Annotated in this window: 19 protein-coding genes; 16 read left to right on the top strand and 3 right to left on the bottom strand. The window is 56.8% G+C overall.

Annotated elements, in window-relative coordinates; all coding sequences use genetic code 11:
• Positions 1 to 139: 139 nt before the first annotated feature.
• A complete protein-coding gene (gene queD / locus D4100_RS23370; RefSeq protein WP_004950240.1) occupies positions 140 to 499 on the bottom strand; it encodes a 6-carboxytetrahydropterin synthase QueD in 360 nt (119 codons plus the stop codon).
• Positions 500 to 1058: 559 nt separating this feature from the next.
• Between queD and cysJ the strand changes: the two genes are divergently transcribed.
• From cysJ to D4100_RS23355, 3 genes are all read left to right on the top strand, one after another.
• A complete protein-coding gene (cysJ, locus tag D4100_RS23365; RefSeq protein ID WP_119805360.1) occupies positions 1059 to 2858 on the top strand; it encodes an NADPH-dependent assimilatory sulfite reductase flavoprotein subunit in 1800 nt (599 codons plus the stop codon).
• On the top strand, positions 2858 to 4573 hold the full coding sequence (gene cysI, locus D4100_RS23360) for an assimilatory sulfite reductase (NADPH) hemoprotein subunit (protein ID WP_119805359.1): 1716 nt from the start codon (positions 2858 to 2860) through the stop codon (positions 4571 to 4573). The genes cysJ and cysI overlap by 1 nt, the downstream gene beginning before the upstream one ends.
• 68 nt (positions 4574 to 4641) lie before the next feature.
• Positions 4642 to 5376 (top strand): phosphoadenylyl-sulfate reductase, encoded by a 735-nt coding sequence (locus tag D4100_RS23355; RefSeq protein ID WP_006317694.1) that lies wholly within the window; start codon positions 4642 to 4644, stop codon positions 5374 to 5376.
• A gap of 63 nt (positions 5377 to 5439) precedes the next feature.
• Here D4100_RS23355 and D4100_RS23350 read toward each other — a convergent pair whose 3' ends face one another.
• On the bottom strand, positions 5440 to 6510 hold the full coding sequence (locus tag D4100_RS23350; protein WP_119805391.1) for an aminopeptidase: 1071 nt from the start codon (positions 6508 to 6510) through the stop codon (positions 5440 to 5442).
• Positions 6511 to 6773: 263 nt separating this feature from the next.
• On the opposite strand from D4100_RS23350, the gene cysG reads away from it, so the two are divergent.
• The 13 genes from cysG to rpoS all read left to right on the top strand — a co-directional run bounded on the left by cysG (position 6774) and on the right by rpoS (position 18612).
• Positions 6774 to 8204, top strand: a complete 1431-nt coding sequence (gene cysG / locus D4100_RS23345) for a siroheme synthase CysG (protein WP_119805358.1) — start codon at positions 6774 to 6776, stop codon at positions 8202 to 8204.
• Positions 8205 to 8213: 9 nt separating this feature from the next.
• Complete coding sequence (cysD, locus tag D4100_RS23340) at positions 8214 to 9122, top strand: sulfate adenylyltransferase subunit CysD (RefSeq protein ID WP_004950261.1); 909 nt, start codon at positions 8214 to 8216, stop codon at positions 9120 to 9122.
• An 11-nt stretch (positions 9123 to 9133) separates the two neighbouring features.
• Positions 9134 to 10579: a sulfate adenylyltransferase subunit CysN gene (gene cysN / locus D4100_RS23335; RefSeq protein ID WP_199685735.1), complete on the top strand. Its 1446-nt coding sequence runs from the start codon at positions 9134 to 9136 to the stop codon at positions 10577 to 10579.
• 1 nt (position 10580) lies between these two features.
• Complete coding sequence (gene cysC, locus D4100_RS23330) at positions 10581 to 11210, top strand: adenylyl-sulfate kinase (RefSeq protein ID WP_006317698.1); 630 nt, start codon at positions 10581 to 10583, stop codon at positions 11208 to 11210.
• 85 nt (positions 11211 to 11295) lie between these two features.
• Positions 11296 to 11613, top strand: a complete 318-nt coding sequence (locus D4100_RS23325) for a DUF3561 family protein (RefSeq protein ID WP_006317699.1) — start codon at positions 11296 to 11298, stop codon at positions 11611 to 11613.
• 436 nt (positions 11614 to 12049) lie between these two features.
• Positions 12050 to 12370, top strand: a complete 321-nt coding sequence (gene ftsB / locus D4100_RS23320; RefSeq protein WP_006317700.1) for a cell division protein FtsB — start codon at positions 12050 to 12052, stop codon at positions 12368 to 12370.
• 3 nt (positions 12371 to 12373) lie between these two features.
• Positions 12374 to 13081: a 2-C-methyl-D-erythritol 4-phosphate cytidylyltransferase gene (ispD, locus tag D4100_RS23315; protein ID WP_119805357.1), complete on the top strand. Its 708-nt coding sequence runs from the start codon at positions 12374 to 12376 to the stop codon at positions 13079 to 13081.
• A gap of 10 nt (positions 13082 to 13091) precedes the next feature.
• Positions 13092 to 13565 (top strand): 2-C-methyl-D-erythritol 2,4-cyclodiphosphate synthase, encoded by a 474-nt coding sequence (gene ispF, locus D4100_RS23310; RefSeq protein ID WP_004950274.1) that lies wholly within the window; start codon positions 13092 to 13094, stop codon positions 13563 to 13565.
• Between the two features lie 3 nt (positions 13566 to 13568).
• On the top strand, positions 13569 to 14615 hold the full coding sequence (gene truD / locus D4100_RS23305) for a tRNA pseudouridine(13) synthase TruD (protein WP_119805356.1): 1047 nt from the start codon (positions 13569 to 13571) through the stop codon (positions 14613 to 14615).
• Between the two features lie 250 nt (positions 14616 to 14865).
• Positions 14866 to 15627 (top strand): 5'/3'-nucleotidase SurE, encoded by a 762-nt coding sequence (gene surE / locus D4100_RS23300; protein ID WP_043912118.1) that lies wholly within the window; start codon positions 14866 to 14868, stop codon positions 15625 to 15627.
• Positions 15621 to 16247 (top strand): protein-L-isoaspartate(D-aspartate) O-methyltransferase, encoded by a 627-nt coding sequence (locus D4100_RS23295; RefSeq protein ID WP_006317705.1) that lies wholly within the window; start codon positions 15621 to 15623, stop codon positions 16245 to 16247. The genes surE and D4100_RS23295 overlap by 7 nt, the downstream gene beginning before the upstream one ends.
• Positions 16248 to 16572: 325 nt before the next feature.
• Positions 16573 to 17559 carry a murein hydrolase activator NlpD gene (gene nlpD / locus D4100_RS23285; RefSeq protein WP_043912121.1) on the top strand — a complete coding sequence of 329 codons (987 nt, stop codon included), beginning with the start codon at positions 16573 to 16575 and terminating at the stop codon, positions 17557 to 17559.
• 54 nt (positions 17560 to 17613) lie between these two features.
• Positions 17614 to 18612 carry an RNA polymerase sigma factor RpoS gene (rpoS, locus tag D4100_RS23280; RefSeq protein ID WP_119805355.1) on the top strand — a complete coding sequence of 333 codons (999 nt, stop codon included), beginning with the start codon at positions 17614 to 17616 and terminating at the stop codon, positions 18610 to 18612.
• A gap of 80 nt (positions 18613 to 18692) precedes the next feature.
• Here rpoS and mutS read toward each other — a convergent pair whose 3' ends face one another.
• A complete protein-coding gene (gene mutS / locus D4100_RS23275; protein ID WP_006317707.1) occupies positions 18693 to 21248 on the bottom strand; it encodes a DNA mismatch repair protein MutS in 2556 nt (851 codons plus the stop codon).
• Positions 21249 to 21343: the final 95 nt, after the last annotated feature.

The following is a 21343-nucleotide window of genomic DNA, read 5'->3' as shown; positions in this document are numbered from 1 at the left end:
GAAGAAGAAACTGCAGACGGGTGAATACCAGGTGGTTAATGGTCGCATTGTTCAAGTTGGCCGGAAGACTAGCAAAAAACGGGTTGCTAAGGCTTGAACCAGTTCATTTTGTAGAAGGGCGCTATAAAGCGCCCTTTCTTCAACCTTTATAGACGCATCCCGCGCTGCAGGTTTCTTTCACCATGACCGCGCTCAGTTCCGGCAGCTGGGGTTTAAGCTGTTGCCAGATCCAGGCGGCGAGCACTTCGCTGGTGGGATTTTCCAATCCTGGAATATCGTTCAGATAATGGTGATCCAAGCGCTCCCAGATCGGGGAGAACACGGCTTTAAGCTCGGCGAAATCCATCACCCATCCGGTGTGTGCATCCACTTCACCGGTCACTTCCAGACGCACCATAAACGAATGCCCGTGCAGACGACCGCATTTATGGCCCTCCGGCACATGCGGCAAGCGGTGTGCGGCTTCAAACTGAAAATCTTTAAACAGCGTGGTTGCCATTATTACGGCCTCATTGACTCAAAAACCGCCGCATAGTACCGGAAAGCGCGCCTGCTTGCCATTTATACCGCTTTAGTCTACTGGCGCCCCCTTTAACCGGCGTTAACACTTTTTTTGTTTGGTCCGCGCAGCACCTATCGGATGGGCTAATCAGCGGTAAATGCGATTCATTCAAAAGTTGTCAAAAAAACGGATTTATTTTCAATAAGATAAAAAACTCCCTTTAGCGTTTTAACCGTTATCTCTTACCAGAAAAACCGCTTAGTCATTTTGGTTATTATTTATTGCTATCCCTTATTTAATCGTTGCTATTGTGCTCGGTAACCTTACAGAATCTCCTGATCTTTTCAGGATCCCGGAATGAACGAAAAGACAGCGACTGATACTGGCGAGCACCTGGCTGGATAGGTGCCATACCCGTTGCCTTTCAAACTGCAGCGTTGTTACCTGCACTCGCTCACCCCAGTGACTTACTAAAGTAAGTCACTGGGGTGAGCGAGTTGGCCGCCTGGCTGCAGCTTGAAATTCATAGGCTATAAGTAAGGAAATAAGTACCGCAATGACGACTCAGGCTCCTCCAACATCTTTGCTCCCGCTGACGCCCGAACAGCTGGCGCGCCTGCAGGCGGCGATTGGTGAATATTCACCGACGCAGCTGGCGTGGCTGTCAGGCTATTTCTGGGGAATGGTTAACCAACAACCTGGAGCCGTAGCCATTGCGCCGGCTGCATCCGCTGCCGCCAGCATCACGATAATTTCTGCGTCTCAGACCGGCAATGCGCGCCGCCTGGCGGAGCAACTGCGTGACGATCTGCTGGCCGCCAAACTGAGCGTCACTCTGGTGAATGCCGGCGACTACAAGTTCAAGCAGATCGCCCAGGAGCGTCTGCTGGTGATCGTCGCCTCCACGCAGGGGGAGGGCGAGCCGGCGGAAGAGGCGGTTGCGCTGCATAAATTCCTGTTCTCGAAGAAAGCACCCAAGCTCACCGAGACGGCGTTCGCAGTCTTCGGTTTGGGGGACACGTCTTACGAGAATTTCTGTCAGTCCGGTAAAGACTTCGACGGCAAGCTGGCCGAACTGGGCGCCGAACGCCTGGTGGAACGCATTGATGCCGATGTGGAATACCAGGAGCTGGCCACGGCCTGGCGCAAGCAGGTAGTGGATGTGCTGAAAGCGCGTGCGCCGGCGGAAAACGCCGCACCGGGCGTGCTGGCTAGTGGAGCGGTTGACCTGCTCGACAGCAGCCCGTACAGCAAGGAACAGCCGCTGATCGCGCAACTGGCTGTGAAGCAAAAAATCACCGGCCGCGGCTCCGATAAAGACGTACGCCACATCGAGATCGATCTGGGCGATTCCGGCCTGCGCTACAAACCGGGTGATGCACTGGGCGTATGGTTCGATAACGATCCCGCGTTGGTAGACGAACTGGTTCAGTTGCTGTGGCTGAAAGGCGATGAGCCAGTGGCGGTGGAAGGCAAAACCCTGCCGTTGGCCGAAGCGTTGCGCAGCCACTTCGAGCTGACGCAAAACACCACGCCGATTGTCGACAAATATGCCGCGCTGTCGCGTGACGAAAAATTGATTGGCCTGTTGGCGGATAAAGCCGCGTTGCAGCATTACGCGCACAATACGCCGATCGTCGACATGGTGCGCCAGGCCCCGGCGGATCTCAGCGCCGAGCAGTTGATCGGCCTGCTGCGCCCGTTGACGCCGCGTCTGTATTCCATCGCCTCCTCGCAGGCTGAGACCGAAAACGAAGTACACGTCACCGTTGGCGTCGTACGCTACGACATCGACGGCCGCGCCCGTGCCGGCGGGGCTTCCAGCTTCCTGGCCGATCGCCTGGAAGAAGATGGCGACGTACGGGTTTTCATTGAGCATAACGACAACTTCCGCCTGCCGGCCAACCCGGAAACCCCGGTGATCATGATTGGCCCTGGCACCGGTATCGCGCCGTTCCGCGCCTTTATGCAACAGCGTGACGTCGAGGGGGCCGGCGGCAAGAACTGGTTGTTCTTCGGCAATCCGCATTTCACCGAAGATTTCCTGTATCAGGTTGAATGGCAGCGCTATGTCAAAGAGGGTCTGCTGACCCGCATTGATCTGGCCTGGTCACGTGACCAGCAACATAAAGTCTACGTACAAGACAAACTGCGCGAACAGGGCGCGGAAGTGTGGCGCTGGATTCAGGAAGGCGCGCACATTTACGTCTGTGGCGATGCGAACCGCATGGCGAAAGACGTGGAAAACACATTACTGGAACTGGTGGCCGAGCACGGTGGCATGGATACCGAGCTGGCGGATGAATTTTTAAGCGAGCTGCGCCTTGAGCGCCGTTATCAGCGAGATGTTTACTGATGAGTGATAAACACCCGGGGCCTCTGGTGGTCGAAGGCAAACTGTCCGATGCCGAGCGTTTGAAGAAAGAAAGCAACTTCCTGCGCGGTACCATCGCCGAAGACTTGAAGGACGGCCTGACCGGCGGTTTCAACGGCGACAACTTCTTGCTGATCCGTTTCCACGGCATGTACCAGCAGGACGACCGTGATATCCGTGCCGAGCGCGCCGAGCAGAAGCTGGAACCGCGTCATGCGATGATGCTGCGCTGCCGTTTGCCGGGGGGAATTATTTCCCCGCAGCAATGGCTGGGCATCGATAAGTTCGCACAGGAAAGTACGCTGTACGGCAGCATTCGCATCACCAACCGTCAGACCTTCCAGTTCCACGGCATTGTGAAGGGCAACGTCAAGCCGGTGCACCAATTGCTGAACCGTCTGGGGTTGGACGCGCTGGCTACCGCCAATGACGTGAACCGTAACGTGCTCTGTACCTCGAACCCGGTGGAATCCGAGCTGCATCAGGAAGCCTACGAGTGGGCGAAGAAAATTTCCGAGCATCTGCTGCCGCGCACCCGCGCTTATGCGGAGGTATGGCTGGATCAGGAAAAAGTGGCGACCACCGACGAAGAGCCGATCCTCGGTGCCACCTATCTGCCGCGCAAGTTCAAGACTACGGTGGTGATCCCACCGCAGAATGACGTCGATCTGCACGCCAACGACATGAACTTTGTGGCGATCGCCAAGAATGGCAAACTGGTGGGCTTTAACCTGCTGGTGGGTGGTGGCCTGTCGATTGAACACGGCAACAAAAAAACCTATGCGCGTCAGGCCAGCGAGTTCGGTTACATCCCGCTGGAACATACGCTGGCGGTAGCCGAAGCGGTGGTGACTACCCAGCGTGACTGGGGTAATCGCACCGATCGCAAGAACGCCAAAACCAAATACACGCTGGAACGCGTCGGTGTGGATACCTTCCGCGCCGAAGTGGAAAAACGCGCCGGCATTACCTTTGAACCTATCCGCCCGTACGAATTCACCGGCCGTGGCGATCGTATCGGTTGGGTAAAAGGCATTGATAATCAATGGCACCTGACGCTGTTTATTGAAAATGGCCGCCTGCTGGACTATCCGGGCCGCCCGCTGAAAACCGGCATCGCCGAGATTGCCCGGATCCACAAGGGGGATTTCCGCCTGACCGCCAATCAGAACCTGATCGTTGCCGGCGTGCCGGAAAGCGAGAAGGCGAAGATCGAAGCCCTGGCGCGCGAGCATGGCCTGATCGATGATGGGATCAGCGAACAGCGTAAAAACTCGATGGCCTGCGTGTCGTACCCTACCTGCCCGCTGGCGATGGCGGAGGCCGAACGCTTCCTGCCGGAGTTTGTTACCAAGGTGGAAGGGATCATGCATCGGCACGGCGTGGGTGACGAACACATCGTGCTGCGTATCACCGGTTGCCCGAACGGTTGCGGCCGTGCGCTGCTGGCGGAACTGGGCCTGGTGGGCAAGGCAATTGGCCGTTATAACCTGCACCTGGGCGGCAACCGCGAAGGTACGCGCATTCCGCGCATGTACCGTGAAAATATTAATGAAGAAGAAATCCTCAAGGAGATCGACCAACTGGTTGGCCGCTGGGCGAAAGAACGCACTGCGGGCGAAGGCTTTGGCGATTTCACTATCCGCACCGGCATTGTCAGACCGGTAGTGGATCCGGCGCAGGATTTCTGGGACTGACGTTGTTTGGCCCCTCTGCGAAGGGGCCAAACAGCGCAGTAGAATTCAAGAATCAGGAGGCAGGCAACATGGCTGAATTCGATCTGGCGGCGCTGAATGCGTTGCCCAAGTCTGGACAGGCGCTGAAGCTGGGGGCCGTCAATGGTCAACTGGAAGCCCTTTCCGCCGAGCAACGCGTGGAATGGGCGCTGGAACATCTGCCCGGCGAGTTTGTGCTTTCTTCAAGCTTTGGCATTCAGGCGGCGGTGTGTCTGCATCTGGTCACCCGGATCAAGCCGGATATCCCGGTGATCCTCACCGACACCGGTTATCTGTTCCCGGAAACCTATCAGTTTATCGATCAACTGGTCGACAAGCTTAAGCTGAACCTGCAGGTGTTCCGTGCCGAGCAGTCGCCCGCCTGGCAGGAGGCGCGCTATGGCAAACTGTGGGAGCAGGGCGTTGAAGGTATCGAGAAATACAACCAGATCAACAAGGTTGAACCCATGAACCGTGCGCTGGAAACCCTCGGCGGGCAGACCTGGTTCGCCGGCCTGCGCCGCGAGCAATCCGGCAGCCGCGCCAATTTGCCAGTGCTGGCGGTGCAGCGTGGCGTATTCAAAATTCTGCCGATTATCGACTGGGATAACCGCAGGATTTATCAGTACCTGACCGATCACGGCCTGAGTTACCACCCGCTATGGGAGCAAGGCTACCTGTCGGTCGGGGATACCCATACCACGCAGAAATGGGAGCCGGGCATGAGCGAAGAAGAAACCCGTTTCTTCGGCCTCAAGCGCGAGTGCGGTCTGCACGAAGGGTAAGTTTGCGGTCAACTCGTTCAGGGCCCGGCAAAATTTGCCGGGCCCTGTTATTTCTGCAGGAAATTACTTTTTCTGCGCTTTAACCGGGTGCGCCTTCGCCAATTCTTTGATCAGCGGCAACAGGATCTGCACGCTCTCGCGGCTGCGCTTGTCGATCCGGCCCGGCAGATAACGCTCCAGATACTGCAGGTTGTCGTACTGCGGGCGGTGCCAGGTGATGCCCTGCGGGAAATGCGGGCTGAGCGCGCGCTGCTGGTAGCCGTTTTTATCACCCAGCGACCAGTTGGTGGCTTCGACCGAAAGCACCGGCATACCCGCGTTATCGAACACTTCTTGATCCGAGCAACAGCCGGTGCCTTTCGGCCATTGTTTGCTGCCAGGGTTAGTAGCGGCGGCGATGCCGTAACGATGGGCGATATCCAGGGCGCGATCGCGGCTCTGTTTGGCTATCTTCTTCGGCGTATTGCGGCCGGCATTGAAGTACAGGCGATCGCCGGTCACCAGGCTGTCCAGGTTAATCACCAGCACGGTATTGTTTTTTTCTTCCGCGCTCATGCGCTGCAGGTAGTTCTGCGCGCCCAGAGAGCCGATCTCCTCTGCGCTGGTGGCGACAAAACGCAGGCCGTAAGCGGTGGGGATGTTCTTTAGGCGTTCCGCCAACTCCAGCATCACGCCAACGCCTGAGGCGTTGTCGTCGACGCCTTGCAGCGTCAGCCCGCCGAGGTTGTTGTCCAGATCGGCATCGCTTTGCGGGGTGTAAGTATCAAAATGCGCCACGATCAAGATTTGTTGCGGGCCGCTGCCATTTTTTGCGGCGATCACCGAGCTGGCGGTGACGTTATTCCAGTTCTTTTTGCCGTCCTTGCTGGTGTAAAGATAGCGGGTGTTGAAGCTGCGGATATCGCTTTGATAGCCCATCTTGCCGAACTGCTGTTTGAGGTAGTCTGCGGTGAGCAGTTCCGCCGGGCTACCCGCCATACGACCGGGGAAATAGGTGGCGATATGGCGAATCTGGTCGGCGGCGAATTTACCCACAGGGGCTTCTTTCACTGCCGGGATAGCGGCCGAAACGCTGAAAACGCCGCCGAGCGCCGCCATCAGCAGGCTCGTCTTCAGGTAAACGCGGGAAAACATACCGAAAAATCCTTCTTTGATATCGGCGATACCGATGATTTTTTTGCGGTGTCCAGTATGAGACGACACGCGGCATTACACAATTTCTTCGGCTCCTAATTTTGGTGCCGGTGCGCAAACTTTCAGCCCGATTATCACCCCCCTGAACCCTGCAATGCGGCCTATATTCCATAAAGGAACTATTAATTCCTTTTCGTCATTTCAGAGGCCAAATCTCAGCCCGTATAGTCACCCTATCATTCTGCATATATAAAAAGGCTGTTGTGGACTATCTACCAATATTTGCCGACCTGAAACAACGCCCGGTGCTGGTCGTTGGCGGTGGCGAAGTGGCTGCGCGCAAAGTTGAACTTCTCACGCGTGCCGGGGCTGAAATACGGATAGTTGCGCAGTCGCTCTCACCGGAACTTGAACATCAGCGCCAGCAGGGGCATATCCGCTGGCTGGGGCAGGCTTTTGTCGCGCAACAGCTGGACGATGTTTTCCTGGTGATTGCCGCTACCGACGACGTCGCGCTGAATGCCGAGGTGTTTAGCGAGGCGGATAAACGCCGGGTGCTGGCCAACGTGGTCGACGATCAGCCGCGCTGTTCGTTTATCTTCCCGTCGATTATCGATCGCTCGCCGCTGGTGGTGGCTGTCTCTTCCAGCGGTCAGGCACCGGTATTGGCGCGCATGCTGCGCGAAAAGCTCGAAGCGCTGTTGCCTGCCAGTCTGGGGCAGATGGCAGAGGTGGCCGGGCGCTGGCGCGGCCAGGTGAAGCAACGGCTGAATTCGATCGGCGAACGTCGGCGCTTTTGGGAGAAAACCTTCGGCGGCCGCTTCTCAACGCTGGTGGCCAATGGCCAGCAGGCGCAGGCGGAGCGGCAGTTGGAACAGGATTTACAGCAGTTTGCACTGGGCAGCGAAGGCACCCAGGGTGAAATTGCGCTGGTGGGCGCCGGCCCTGGCGACGTCGGGCTGCTGACCCTGCGCGGGTTGCAGGTAATGCAGCAGGCCGATGTGGTGCTGTATGACCATCTGGTTAGCGATGAAATCCTGGATTTGGTGCGTCGCGACGCCGAACGCATCTGCGTGGGTAAACGCGCTGGGGCGCACTCGGTGATTCAGGAGGAAACCAACCGTCTGTTGGTGGAACTGGCGCAGCAGGGCAAACGCGTGGTGCGCTTGAAGGGGGGCGATCCCTTTATCTTTGGCCGCGGTGGCGAAGAGCTGCAGGTGGCAGCCGCCGCAGGCATTCCGTTCCAGGTCGTGCCGGGCGTAACCGCCGCTGCCGGAGCGACGGCCTATGCCGGCATCCCGCTGACGCACCGTGATCATGCGCAGAGCGTTACCTTTATTACCGGCCACTGTCGGCCCGATGGCGACGGGCTGGATTGGGCCGATCTGGCGCGTGCGCGCCAGACGCTGGCTATCTACATGGGCACCATGAAGGCGGCGGATATCAGCCAGCGCCTGATCGCCCACGGCCGCGCGGCCAGTACGCCGGTCGCGGTGATCAGCCGTGGCACGCGAGCGGACCAACAGGTGCAGATCGGTACCTTGCAACAACTCGAACAATTGGCTCAACAGGCACCGTTACCGGCGCTGCTGGTGATCGGCGAAGTGGTGGAACTGCATCACCAAATCGCCTGGTTTGGGCATCAACCGCAGACGGAAGGGGTATCACGCCCTGCCGTCGTGAATTTGGCTTAAGGATCTGTTATGGACGAAAAACGACTCACTCATTTGCGGCAATTGGAGGCGGAGAGTATCCATATCATCCGTGAAGTCGCCGCTGAATTCGGCAACCCGGTGATGCTCTATTCCATCGGTAAAGACTCTTCCGTGATGCTGCATCTGGCGCGTAAGGCGTTCTATCCGGGCACGCTGCCGTTCCCGCTGCTGCATGTGGATACCGGCTGGAAATTCCGCGAAATGTACGAATTCCGTGACCGCACGGCGAAAGAATACGGTTTTGAACTGCTGATACACAAAAACCCGGAAGGCGTGGCGATGGGCATCAACCCATTCGTGCACGGCAGCGCCAAGCACACCGATATCATGAAAACCGAAGGCCTGAAACAGGCGCTGAACAAGTACGGTTTTGACGCCGCCTTTGGCGGGGCGCGCCGTGACGAAGAGAAATCGCGCGCCAAAGAGCGCATCTATTCATTCCGTGATCGCTTCCACCGCTGGGATCCGAAAAACCAGCGTCCGGAGCTGTGGCACAACTACAACGGTCAGATCAACAAGGGTGAGAGCATTCGCGTGTTCCCGCTGTCGAACTGGACCGAGCTGGATATCTGGCAATATATCTTCCTGGAAAAAATCGACATAGTGCCGTTGTACCTGGCCGCACCGCGTCCTGTGGTAGAACGTGACGGCATGTTGCTGATGGTGGACGACGATCGTATCGATCTGCAGCCGGGCGAAGAGATCAGCCAGCGTATGGTGCGTTTCCGCACCCTGGGCTGCTGGCCGCTGACCGGCGCGGTGGAGTCGGAGGCGGAAACGCTGCCGGAGATCATCGAAGAGATGTTGGTATCCACCACCAGTGAGCGCCAGGGACGGATGATCGATCGCGATCAGTCCGGCTCGATGGAGCTGAAGAAGCGTCAAGGGTATTTCTAAGGAGCCGCCGGATGAAAACTATAGTTTCGCAAAACCAGGCAATTGCCAAACAAATCGCTGAGCAGGGCGGGGTGGAGTCTTACCTGCATGCGCAGCAACATAAAAGCCTGTTACGGTTCCTGACTTGCGGCAGCGTCGACGATGGCAAAAGCACCCTGATCGGCCGCCTGCTGCACGATACTCGCCAGATCTACGAAGATCAGCTGTCTACGCTGCACAGTGACAGCAAGCGTATCGGTACCCAGGGCGAGAAGCTCGATCTGGCGCTGTTGGTGGACGGCCTGCAGGCCGAGCGCGAGCAGGGCATCACCATCGACGTGGCCTATCGTTATTTCTCGACCGAAAAACGCAAATTTATTATCGCCGACACCCCGGGGCATGAGCAGTACACCCGCAATATGGCGACCGGCGCTTCCACCTGCGATCTGGCGATCCTGCTGATCGACGCGCGCAAAGGGGTATTGGATCAAACCCGCCGACACAGCTTTATCGCTACGCTGCTGGGGATTCGTCACCTGGTGGTGGCGGTCAACAAAATGGATCTGGTGGACTATAAAGAGTCGGTGTTCGAGCAGTTCAAACAGGATTACCTGACCTTTGCGCAACAGTTGCCGAACGATCTGGACATCAAATTTGTGCCGCTGTCGGCTCTCGACGGCGACAACGTCGCGACCGAAAGCGCGCATATGCCCTGGTACAGCGGCCCGACGCTGCTGCAGGTATTGGAAACCGTGGATGTGATCAGCGAGCGTGAAGCACAGCCGCTGCGCTTCCCGGTGCAATACGTCAACCGACCGAATCTGGATTTCCGTGGCTACGCGGGCACTCTGTCGGCCGGTGTGGTGCGTGTGGGCCAACGTGTGAAGGTACTGCCTTCCGGCGTGGAATCCACCGTAGCGCGCATCGTCACCTTTGATGGCGATTTGCAGGAGGCGGTACCGGGTGAAGCCATTACGCTGGTGCTGAAAGACGAAGTGGACATCAGCCGCGGCGATCTGCTGGTCGATGCCGGGGAAACCCTGCAGGCGGCGCAAAGTGCGCTGGTCGACGTGGTGTGGATGGCTGAAAAGCCACTTCTGCCGGGCCAGAGCTATGACATTAAAGTAGCGGGTAAAAAGACCCGTGCGCGTGTGGAAGGCATTCGCCACCAGGTAGAAATCAACTCGCTGGCGCAGCATCAGGCGGATACCCTGCCGTTGAACGGCATCGGTTTGGTGGAGCTGACCTTTGACGAGCCGCTGGTGCTGGACAGCTATCAGCGTAACCATGATACCGGTGGGCTGATCTTTATCGATCGCCTGAGCAACGTTACGGTCGGCGCCGGCCTGATCCGCGAAACCTTGCATGGCGCGCAGGCGTTGGCGGGAGAGCATAGCGCGTTCGAGCTGGAACTGAACGCCCTGGTGCGCAAGCACTTCCCGCATTGGGGTGCGCGCGACCTGCTTGGGGGCAAATAACGTGACCGAGGATCAACGACGGCCCACCGGGCCGGATGATGACAACGTGGTCTGGCATCCGCATGCGGTAGCGCGTGCGGATCGCGAAGCCCGCAATGGCCATAAAGGCGTGGTGCTGTGGTTTACCGGGCTGTCCGGTTCGGGTAAATCCACCGTTGCCGGCGCGCTGGAGCAGGCGCTGCACGCGCTTGGCGTCAGTACCTATTTGCTGGACGGCGATAACGTGCGTCACGGCCTGTGCCGCGATCTGGGCTTCTCCGATGACGATCGTCGTGAGAATATTCGCCGCGTTGGCGAAGTGGCGAAGCTGATGGTGGATGCCGGGTTGGTGGTGCTGACTGCGTTTATTTCCCCGCATCGCGCTGAACGGCAAATGGTGCGTGAACTGCTCGATAGCGATCGTTTTATCGAGGTGTTTGTCGATACCCCGCTGGCTATTTGCGAAGCGCGCGATCCGAAGGGATTATACAAAAAAGCGCGTGCCGGCGAGCTGCGTAATTTCACCGGGATCGACTCGGTTTACGAGGCACCGCAGCAGCCTGATATTCACCTTGATGGCCAACAATTGGTAACAAATTTGATTGCGCAATTGTTAGACGTGTTGCGTGGTCGGGCTATTATCAAACCCTGAATTCAAAAAAGCGTGTGGCGTTTTTGCGCCACACGCTTTTTACGCTAAGCCCGCCGCAGAGCGCGCCGAATAACCAGGGATTACTATGCAAAATGTCTCGCCCGTCTTGATCGACTCAACGCTTGAGAAAGAAGAACCCTCGTATTCTTTCCTGGGCGGCGTCTGCGGCTTTGTTTTTTACTGGCTGGCGTTCGCGGTGCCGTTTCTGGTTTACGGCTCTAACACTCTGTTTTTTCTGCTCTACACCTGGCCGTTCTTCCTGGCCCTGATGCCGGTTTCGGTGCTGATTGGCATTACGCTCAGCATGCTGCTGCGCGGCAGGCTCCTTCTGACGCTGTTGCTGACCTGCGCCATCGTGCTGTGTCTGTTCTGGCTGGTATTCAGTTTTCTGACCGGCTGGTGAATCTGTGTGCCCGAAACATTGCAAAGCGGTTCGGAAGGTTACAGAACTTTGCTTAACACGCTGGCATGCGCGGACTGGTCGGGCGGGTGAACATCTGTTGCGGCGAGCCTTTTTTGAATCACACTCCTTCGGTGAATTTAACTCCATCGGTATCATAAGGCTGTTTTCCAGCACCGCCACAGGTGCAAACAGCCTAAAGTTGCCGGCTGATTTTTCTTGCTGCATCCCTCTCAAAGACGGCACAAGAGAAAAAACTGTGCGGTCAGCAGGTTTTTTCTGAGATGAAAGTGGCTTTTTTTACCGCTTTCAGCGCGAATTTAGGTTATAAACTCAGTAAATTCTCATCCTTACTCTGAATTTGGCGGTGAATGCCGCTCTCAGTGTGGAGTCCAACGAAAAGTTGTGGGATGATTGGTCGGTTTTTCAGGGGGCGGAGATGGGAAAACTTACGCTGCTATTGCTGGCATTGCTCGGTTGGTTACAGTATTCACTGTGGCTGGGTAAAAATGGTGTTCACGATTACGTGCGGGTCAATGAAGACGTTGCGCTCCAACAGGGCAGCAATGCTAAATTGAAAGCGCGTAACGATCAGTTGTTTGCCGAAATAGACGATTTGAACGGTGGTCAGGAAGCGATCGAAGAGCGTGCGCGCAATGAACTGAGCATGATTAAGCCCGGTGAAACCTTCTATCGTCTGGTTCCGGATCAATCAAGACGCAACGCGACGTCCTCCTCGCAAAATAACGTACAAAAGTAACGAATGAATCACTCTGCAGGCACCTTTCCATCGGTGATTGCCGTCTTGCCCGCTGCCGGTGTCGGCAGCCGCATGCAGGCGGATTGCCCGAAACAATATCTCACCATCGGTAAGCAAACCATCCTCGAACACGCGATCCACGCGCTGCTGCGTCATCCGCGCATTCCACAGGTGATTGTGGCGATCGGCCCTGACGATCAACAGTTCCGCCAGTTACCTATTGCCCAGGATCCCCGTGTACGGGTGACCATTGGCGGCCGCCAACGCGCCGATTCGGTGATGGCCGGGTTGCAACTGGCCGGTGAGGCCGAGTGGGTATTGGTACATGACGCCGCACGCCCCTGCTTGCATGCAGAAGATCTCGATCGTCTGCTGGCGATCACCGCACACAGCAAAGTTGGCGGCATTCTGGCAGCACCGGTGCGCGACACCATGAAGCGTGGGGAGCCTGGCCGGGAAACTATCTCCCATACCGTTGAACGCCAGGACCTGTGGCATGCGCTTACGCCGCAACTCTTTCCGCTGCAATTGCTCAAACTCTGCTTGCAGCGCGCGCTGGACGATGACGCGGTGGTCACCGATGAAGCCTCTGCGCTGGAGCATTGCGGCTATCATCCGCTGCTGATCGCCGGGCGCTCGGACAATATTAAAGTCACGCGGCCGGAGGATTTGGCGCTGGCGGCGTTCTATTTAACCCAGTTGGACGATTAAGGAGCGCATCATGCGTATCGGTCACGGTTTTGACGTACATAAATTTGGCGGCGAAGGGCCGCTGGTGATCGGTGGTGTTCGCATCCCTTATGAGAAAGGTTTGCTGGCCCACTCGGACGGTGACGTGGCTTTGCATGCGGCGACCGATGCTCTGTTGGGGGCGGCGGCGCTTGGGGATATCGGCAAACTGTTCCCGGATACCGATCCGGCTTTCAAAGGCGCCGACAGCCGTGAACTGCTGCGTGAAGCCTGGAAACGCATTCGCGCCAAAGGCTACCGCCTGGGGAACCTGGATATCACCATTATTGCCCAGGCACCCAAAATGGCGCCGCATATTCCGCAGATGCGTATTTTCCTGGCGGAAGACCTGCAGTGTCATATGGATGACGTTAACGTTAAAGCCACTACCACCGAACAGCTTGGTTTTACCGGGCGTGGCGAGGGCATTGCCTGCGAAGCGGTTGCCTTGTTGATCAAGGAATAGCGCATGGATATGGCTAATCTGACCTGGCTGTATGGCCAACCGCAAAGCACCGGGATGCTGAAAGCCAGCCCGGAAGATTTCGTGGTGGTGGAAGATCTGGGCTTTGAACCGGACGGTGAAGGCGAACATGTGTTGGTGAACATCCGCAAGAGCGGGTGCAACACCCAGTTTGTCGCCGATTATCTGGCGCGTTTTGCCGGCATTCACGCCCGTTCGGTAAGCTATGCCGGCCTGAAAGATCGCCATGCGGTGACCGAACAATGGTTCTGTTTGCATCTGCCGGGCAAGGAAACGCCCGATTTCAGCCAGTTCGCGCTGGAGGGCTGCGAAGTGTTGGCCAGTGCCCGGCATCTGCGAAAAATGCGCATCGGCACGCTAAAAGGCAATGCTTTTACTCTGGTACTGCGTCAGATCTCCGATCGTCAGGATGTCGAACCGCGTCTGCAGGCCATTGCGGCGGGTGGCGTGCCGAACTACTTCGGCAGCCAGCGTTTTGGTCGTGGTGGCAATAACCTGGTCATGGCGCGCCGTTGGGCGAATGATGAGATCCGGGTTAAAGAACGCAGCAAGCGCAGTTTTTATCTCTCCGCCAGCCGCAGTGCGCTGTTTAATCTGATCGCCAGCCGACGCTTGGCCAATCAACAGCACCGTAGGGTACTGGAAGGGGATGCGCTGCAACTCCATGGCCGCGGCAGTTGGTTTGTCGCCAAACCGGATGAGCTGGCCGAGTTGCAACAGCGGCTGGATGCCGGCGAACTGCTGATTACCGCGCCGTTGCCGGGCGACGGCGAACCGGGTACCGCTGGGGAAGCGCTGGATTTTGAACGGCAGTGTTTAGTGGAACAGCCGGAGCTGATGGCGTTATTAACGCGTGAGCGCGTTGATCCGGCCCGTCGTGCGCTGCTGTTGCTGCCGCAAAAAATGCAGTGGAATTGGTGGGATGACGCGACCGTCGAATTGCGCTTTTGGTTGCCGGCCGGCAGTTTTGCCACCAGCGTAGTGCGCGAAATCATGCGGCAAGATAGCGGTGACGCGGACATTGGCGAGTAATCAAGAAAACCTGCATTTGCAGGTTTTTTTTCGTCTGGCAAATGACGGTAGAGGTTAAGCTTATTGTTTGTGGCGTGGTCAATGGCTGGCCGGAAAATTCGACTTTCCCTTGGTTACTGGACACGCCGGGGGGAGTAAACATAATATCTGCTGGTTAAGCGCCGCCTTTGGGGTGGTCATCCCGAGTATTTAATTGCCGGGCTGCGTTAAGCGCTGCCCGGTTGAGAGAGATAAAAGAAGACAACCTCTTATGCGGATATTGCTGAGTAATGACGACGGAGTTACCGCCCCAGGTATTCAGATGCTGGCGGCGGCGCTGCGAGAATTCGCTGAGGTGCAGGTTGTGGCGCCCGATCGTAACCGCAGCGGTTCTTCCAATGCATTGACGCTGGAGTCGCCGCTGCGCACCCTGACGTTGCCCAATGGTGACATTGCAGTGCAGCAGGGAACGCCGACCGACTGCGTGTATCTGGGGGTGAATGCCTTGATGCAGCCTGCGCCGGACATCGTGGTTTCCGGCATCAACGCCGGGCCCAATCTTGGCGATGACGTTATCTATTCCGGCACCGTAGCCGCCGCCATGGAGGGGCGCCATCTGGGCTTGCCCGCGTTGGCGGTGTCGTTGAACGGCCATCAGCACTACGCTACTGCTGCGGCGATCACCTGCCGCGTGCTGCGCGCTTTACAGCGTGAACCGTTGCGAACGGGGAAAATTCTGAATATTAACGTGCCGGATTTGCCGCTGGACCAGATCAAAGGCATTCGCGTGACTCGCTGCGGCAGCCGCCACCCGGCCGACAAAGTATTCTGCCAGCAGGATCCGCGTGGGCAAAACCTCTATTGGATCGGGCCACCGGGTGATAAGTTTGATGCCGGGCCGGACACCGATTTCGCTGCTGTGGAGCAAGGTTATGTGGCGATTACGCCCTTACAGGTGGATTTAACCGCCTATGCAGCCCAGGACGTGGTAAAAACGTGGTTAACCAAAGCAGGGGTTGGCGGGGAATGGTGAACAAGCGTATGCAAACATTGCTGACGCAGCTGCGTCAACAGGGGATCCAGGAAGAAAGGTTGCTGCAGGCGATAGAAGCGGTGCCGCGCGAACGCTTTGTTGACGAAGCGCTTGAACACAAAGCCTATGAAAATACTGCGCTGCCCATCGGTTCCGGTCAAACCATTTCTCAGCCTTATATGGTTGCGCGAATGACCGAGTTGCTAAATCTGACGCCAACTTCAAGAGTATTGGAAATCGGCACAGGTTCCGGTTATCAAACCGCTATTCTGGCGCATCTGGTACAACATGTCTGTTCCGTAGAACGTATTAAAGGGTTGCAATGGCAGGCCAAGCGCCGCTTGAAACAGCTCGATCTTCACAATGTATCTACACGGCATGGCGACGGCTGGCAGGGTTGGGCGTCGCGCGGTCCGTTTGATGCCATTATCGTTACGGCGGCGCCGCCAGAAATCCCGCCGGCGCTGATGGAACAGCTGGATGACGGCGGCATTCTCGTGCTGCCGGTGGGGGAGCAGGCCCAAACCCTCAAGCGGATTCAACGTCAGGGCAATGATTTTGTCATCGATACCGTCGAAGCGGTGCGTTTTGTACCGCTGGTGAAGGGCGAACTGGCCTAAGGATTGTCTGAATTTTAGGTGCAAAATGAAATCTGTTGCACTTTCATCGCCTCCGGTTAAGGTTTTAACGTTTCAATAAAGTTAATTTTCAATACAATTGCCTTTCTGCGTAGTTGTCTTATGGTGCGGCACCGCTAATGTGGTTAGCATTGGCGCGCTGTTTTGAGGCTCCGGCAGGAGATTTCCTGGCATTCAGGGATCGGCCGCGGGCACCTTTCATCGCAGAAACTGAGAGAGTGGTAAAAGCTCAGCTACGATGTAAAGGGTATTTTGGATATATCGCTGATATTGCTGTCATGGGGGAAGCATGAGCACGGGAAGCCCAATGATTACTTTACGCCGGGTTGCGGTGTGTACGATGGTAAGTTTGTGGTTGGCGGGTTGTACGAATGATGCATCGACATCAGCCCCTATCAGTAGTGTGGGCGGTGGCGGAGCCGCTGCATCCGGCAACGCCGGAGCAAATGCAAGCCCTGAAGGGCGCATCGTTTACAACCGCAGTTACAATTCAATTCCCAAAGGGAGCTACAGCGGTAATACCTACACGGTAAAAAGAGGCGATACGTTATTTTACATCGCGTGGATCACCGGGAACGATTTCCGTGACCTGGCGCAACGTAATAATATTCCTGAGCCTTACAGTTTGAATGTGGGTCAAAGCATTCAGCTTGGTAATGGTTCCGCCAACGGAAACGGTGGCATGCTGGCGGCGACAGACGCAACCAGCGGCGGTGTTCCGAAGCCGCCGTCAACTACGCAGATACAAACTGCAACGGTTGATTCTCCATCAACTAACGCGTATTCTGATAATTCGGGTAAACAGAATGTAGGTAAGATGTTACCTGCAGCAGGTGCAGTAGCGGCAACCACCGCAGCAGCGCCTGTTACCGCGCCGGTCGTTGCTCCACCAGTGAGCAGCACCGTCAGTAACAGCTCGCCAGTGAGTACCTGGAGATGGCCAACTGACGGTAAGATCATTGATAACTTTTCCTCATCAGAAGGTGGGAATAAAGGTGTCGATATCGCCGGTTCTCGTGGGCAGCCTATCTTCGCTACCGCCGATGGTCGCGTAGTGTATGCAGGCAACGCTTTACGGGGTTACGGTAATCTTATCATCATCAAACACAATGATGATTACCTGAGCGCCTACGCTCACAACGACACAATGCTGGTCCGGGAACAACAAGAAGTGAAGGCGGGTCAAAAAATAGCAACCATGGGTAGCACCGGAACCAGTTCAGTACGTTTGCATTTTGAAATTCGTTACAAGGGGAAATCCGTAAACCCGCTGCGTTTTCTTCCGCAGCGATAGATTGGGCAGAATACGCTGATATTCTGCTCGCGGTATCACGGGTAGGAGCAGCATATGAACCAAAATACGCTGAAAGTTAACGAGTTACAGGATGATGCGGATTTCGACGAGAACGCAACGGAAGCGGAATCATTCGACGAAAAAGCACTGGTCGAAGAAGAGGTCAGTGAGAGTGATCTGGCAGAAGAAGAGTTGTTGTCTCAAGGCGTTACCCAACGCGTATTGGATGCGACGCAGCTCTATCTGGGCGAAATCGGTTATTCTCCGCTGCTTACCGCAGAGGAAGAAGTTTATTTTGCGCGGCGAGCACTGCGCGGTGACGTGCCGTCCCGCCGCCGAATGATCGAAAGCAACCTGCGGCTGGTGGTGAAAATCGCCCGCCGCTACAGCAATCGCGGCCTGGCGCTGCTGGATCTGATTGAAGAGGGTAACCTCGGCCTGATCCGTGCAGTGGAAAAGTTTGACCCGGAACGCGGTTTCCGTTTCTCAACTTACGCAACCTGGTGGATCCGTCAGACGATTGAACGGGCGATAATGAACCAAACCCGAACCATTCGTTTGCCTATCCACATCGTTAAAGAACTGAATGTCTATTTGCGCACCGCGCGCGAGCTTTCTCATAAACTGGATCATGAACCGAGCGCTGAAGAGATTGCCGAGCAACTCGACAAGCCGGTCGATGACGTCAGCCGTATGCTGCGTCTGAACGAACGTATCACTTCTGTCGATACGCCGTTGGGCGGTGATTCAGAGAAAGCGCTGCTGGACATTCTGGCTGACGAGAAAGACAACGGCCCGGAAGACACCACGCAAGACGATGACATGAAACAGAGCATCGTTAAGTGGCTGTTCGAACTGAACGCCAAGCAGCGTGAAGTGCTGGCTCGTCGTTTCGGCCTGTTGGGCTATGAAGCGGCGACGCTCGAAGATGTGGGCCGTGAAATTGGCCTGACTCGCGAACGCGTTCGCCAGATCCAGGTTGAAGGTTTGCGTCGCCTGCGTGAAATTCTGCAGTTGCAGGGCCTGAGCATTGAGGCGCTGTTCCGCGAATAACGTCGGCAGTTGAATCGCATCAAAATAAAAACGGTGAGCATTATGCTCACCGTTTTTTTATGCCTGTAGCGCTGACGGATTTACACCATCTTCTTCAGGCGGTAAAGCCATTCCAGCGCCTGCCGTGGCGACAGAGAATCCGGATCAAGTGCTTCTAGCGCTTCTACCGCCGGTGACGTTTCCTCATTCAGCAGCGTCATCTGGGTGGCGTCAACGGTACCGGAGGCGGTATGGCTGGAGATGGCTTCCAGCTCACGCAGTTTCTGGCGCGCGCGTTTGATCACCTCTCGTGGCACGCCGGCCAGCGCCGCAACCGCCAGACCATAACTTTTACTTGCTGCTCCATCCTGCACGCTGTGCATGAAGGCGATGGTGTCACCATGTTCCAGCGCATCCAGGTGAACGTTGACCACGCCTTCCATTTTCTCCGGCAGGGTAGTCAGCTCGAAGTAATGGGTGGCGAACAGCGTCATGGCCTTAATGCGGCTGGCCAGATTCTCCGCGCAGGCCCAGGCCAGAGACAGGCCGTCGTAGGTTGACGTGCCACGACCGATTTCATCCATCAACACCAGGCTGTGTTCGGTGGCGTTATGCAGAATATTGGCGGTCTCGGTCATTTCCACCATGAAGGTGGAGCGGCCAGAGGCCAGGTCGTCCGCTGCACCGACGCGGGTAAAGATACGGTCCACCGGGCCGATAACGGCCTTGGCCGCCGGCACATAGCTGCCGATGTGCGCCATCAGAACGATCAGCGCCGTTTGACGCATATAGGTGCTTTTACCGCCCATATTGGGGCCGGTAATGATCAGCATTCGACGCTGAGGTGACAGCGATAGCGGGTTGGAAATAAATGGCTCGCTCAGCACCTGCTCCACCACCGGATGGCGGCCTTCGGTGATGCGCACACCCGGCTGCTCGCTCATGGTCGGGCAGGCATAGTTCAGCGTTTCCGCACGCTCCGCCAGGTTAGCCAGTACGTCCAGTTCAGCCAGCGCACCGGCGCTTTGCTGCAATTCCCCGAGATGCGGCAGCAGTAAATCGAACAGTTCTTCATACAGACCTTTCTCGATCGCCAGCGCTTTGCCTTTGGAGGTCAGGACCTTGTCTTCATACTCTTTCAGTTCGGGAATGATATAGCGTTCGGCGTTTTTCAGCGTCTGGCGGCGCACGTAGTGGATCGGTACCAGGTGGCTTTGTCCACGGCTGACCTGAATGTAATAACCGTGCACGCCGTTGAACCCCACCTTCAGCGTATCCAGCCCTAACTTTTCGCGTTCGCGGATCTCCAGACGGTCCAGGTAGTCGCTGGCGCCGTCGGCCAATGCGCGCCACTCATCCAGCTCGCTGTTGTAACCGGGGGCGATGACGCCGCCGTCACGCACCAGCACAGGCGGAGCTTCAACTACCGCTCGTTCCAGAAGATCCTGCAGTTCATTAAACTGGCCGACTTGCGACAACAGATGCTGCACATGCGGGGTTTCCGCACCCTGGAGCAGCGCGTGGATATCTGGCAACTGCTGGAATGCATGGCGCATGCGCGCCAAATCGCGCGGACGGGCGGTACGCAATGCCAGACGCGCCAGTATGCGTTCCAGATCGCCCACTTGCCGCAGCGAAGGCTGCAGATCGGCGTACAGATCCTGTAGAGCACCAATCGCCTGTTGGCGGTTGTTCAGTACCTTGATGTCGCGGGTCGGCATATGCAGCCAACGTTTGAGCATACGGCTACCCATCGCCGTTGCGGTGCAATCGAGAATGGCCGCCAGCGTATTTTCGCTGCCACCAGACAGGCTCTGGGTCAGTTCAAGGTTACGCCGCGTTGCGGCATCCATGATGATGCCGTCCTGCTGACGCTCCATGGTGATGCCACGGATATGCGGCAATGCCGTGCGCTGAGTATCCTTGACGTACTGCAACAGGCAGCCGGCGGCGCGCAATGCCTGATGGGCCTGTTCCACGCCAAAACCGGTGAGATCGCGGGTGCCGAACTGCAGGTTAAGCTGCTGGCGTGCGGTCTCGGGTTCAAACTCCCACAATGGACGACGACGCAGGCCGTGGCGCTTCTCGATAAGCGCCATGTGTTCAAAGGTTTCCGGATAAAGCAGCTCGGCGGGATTGGTGCGCTGCAACTCGGCCGCCATGGTTTCAACGTCTTCCGGTTCGGCGACGCGAAAACGGCCGGAGCTGATGTCCAGCGTGGCGTAGCCAAAGCCCCTTGCGTCCTGCCAGATAGCCGCCAACAGGTTATCCTGGCGTTCCTGTAGCAGCGCTTCGTCGGTAATGGTGCCGGGCGTGACGATACGCACGACCTTGCGCTCGACCGGGCCTTTGCTGGTTGCCGGATCGCCGATTTGTTCGCACAGGGCAACGGACTCGCCGAGCTGAACCAGCTTGGCAAGATAGTTTTCTACCGCGTGGTGCGGCACGCCGGCCATGGGAATGGGTTCACCCGCTGAAGCGCCGCGTTTGGTCAGCGAAATATCCAGCAGTTGGGAAGCGCGCTTGGCGTCATCGTAGAACAACTCATAGAAATCGCCCATGCGGTAGAACAGCAGGATTTCGGGATGCTGGGCCTTGAGGCGCAGGTACTGCTGCATCATCGGCGTGTGTGAATCGAGTTTATCGGTGCTGGTCATAACGTTACCGTTTCCAATCCATTGAATTTAAGGTTAATTGTGATTTTCATTGTCATCATTGGGTATCAGGCCGTTTCACAAAAAATCACTAAATC

It is taken from the genome of Serratia inhibens, from assembly GCF_003591175.1.
GTDB lineage: Bacteria > Pseudomonadota > Gammaproteobacteria > Enterobacterales > Enterobacteriaceae > Serratia > Serratia inhibens.
The sequence above is the reverse complement of the archived record's forward strand: the minus strand, read 5'-3'. Positions and strand labels throughout refer to the sequence as shown.

Excerpts from the sequence above, each read along its gene's own strand:
- nlpD (WP_043912121.1), top strand. The coding sequence starts at position 16,573 with ATGATTACTTTACGCCGGGTTGCGGTGTGTACGATGGTAAGTTTGTGG.
- D4100_RS23350 (WP_119805391.1), bottom strand. The coding sequence starts at position 6,510 with ATGTTTTCCCGCGTTTACCTGAAGACGAGCCTGCTGATGGCGGCGCTC.
- ftsB (WP_006317700.1), top strand. The coding sequence starts at position 12,050 with ATGGGAAAACTTACGCTGCTATTGCTGGCATTGCTCGGTTGGTTACAG.
- D4100_RS23325 (WP_006317699.1), top strand. The coding sequence starts at position 11,296 with ATGCAAAATGTCTCGCCCGTCTTGATCGACTCAACGCTTGAGAAAGAA.
- cysD (WP_004950261.1), top strand. The coding sequence starts at position 8,214 with ATGGACGAAAAACGACTCACTCATTTGCGGCAATTGGAGGCGGAGAGT.
- cysN (WP_199685735.1), top strand. The coding sequence starts at position 9,134 with ATGAAAACTATAGTTTCGCAAAACCAGGCAATTGCCAAACAAATCGCT.
- cysJ (WP_119805360.1), top strand. The coding sequence starts at position 1,059 with ATGACGACTCAGGCTCCTCCAACATCTTTGCTCCCGCTGACGCCCGAA.
- D4100_RS23355 (WP_006317694.1), top strand. The coding sequence starts at position 4,642 with ATGGCTGAATTCGATCTGGCGGCGCTGAATGCGTTGCCCAAGTCTGGA.
- surE (WP_043912118.1), top strand. The coding sequence starts at position 14,866 with ATGCGGATATTGCTGAGTAATGACGACGGAGTTACCGCCCCAGGTATT.
- truD (WP_119805356.1), top strand. The coding sequence starts at position 13,569 with ATGGATATGGCTAATCTGACCTGGCTGTATGGCCAACCGCAAAGCACC.
- queD (WP_004950240.1), bottom strand. The coding sequence starts at position 499 with ATGGCAACCACGCTGTTTAAAGATTTTCAGTTTGAAGCCGCACACCGC.
- D4100_RS23295 (WP_006317705.1), top strand. The coding sequence starts at position 15,621 with ATGGTGAACAAGCGTATGCAAACATTGCTGACGCAGCTGCGTCAACAG.
- ispD (WP_119805357.1), top strand. The coding sequence starts at position 12,374 with ATGAATCACTCTGCAGGCACCTTTCCATCGGTGATTGCCGTCTTGCCC.
- cysI (WP_119805359.1), top strand. The coding sequence starts at position 2,858 with ATGAGTGATAAACACCCGGGGCCTCTGGTGGTCGAAGGCAAACTGTCC.
- mutS (WP_006317707.1), bottom strand. The coding sequence starts at position 21,248 with ATGACCAGCACCGATAAACTCGATTCACACACGCCGATGATGCAGCAG.
- ispF (WP_004950274.1), top strand. The coding sequence starts at position 13,092 with ATGCGTATCGGTCACGGTTTTGACGTACATAAATTTGGCGGCGAAGGG.
- rpoS (WP_119805355.1), top strand. The coding sequence starts at position 17,614 with ATGAACCAAAATACGCTGAAAGTTAACGAGTTACAGGATGATGCGGAT.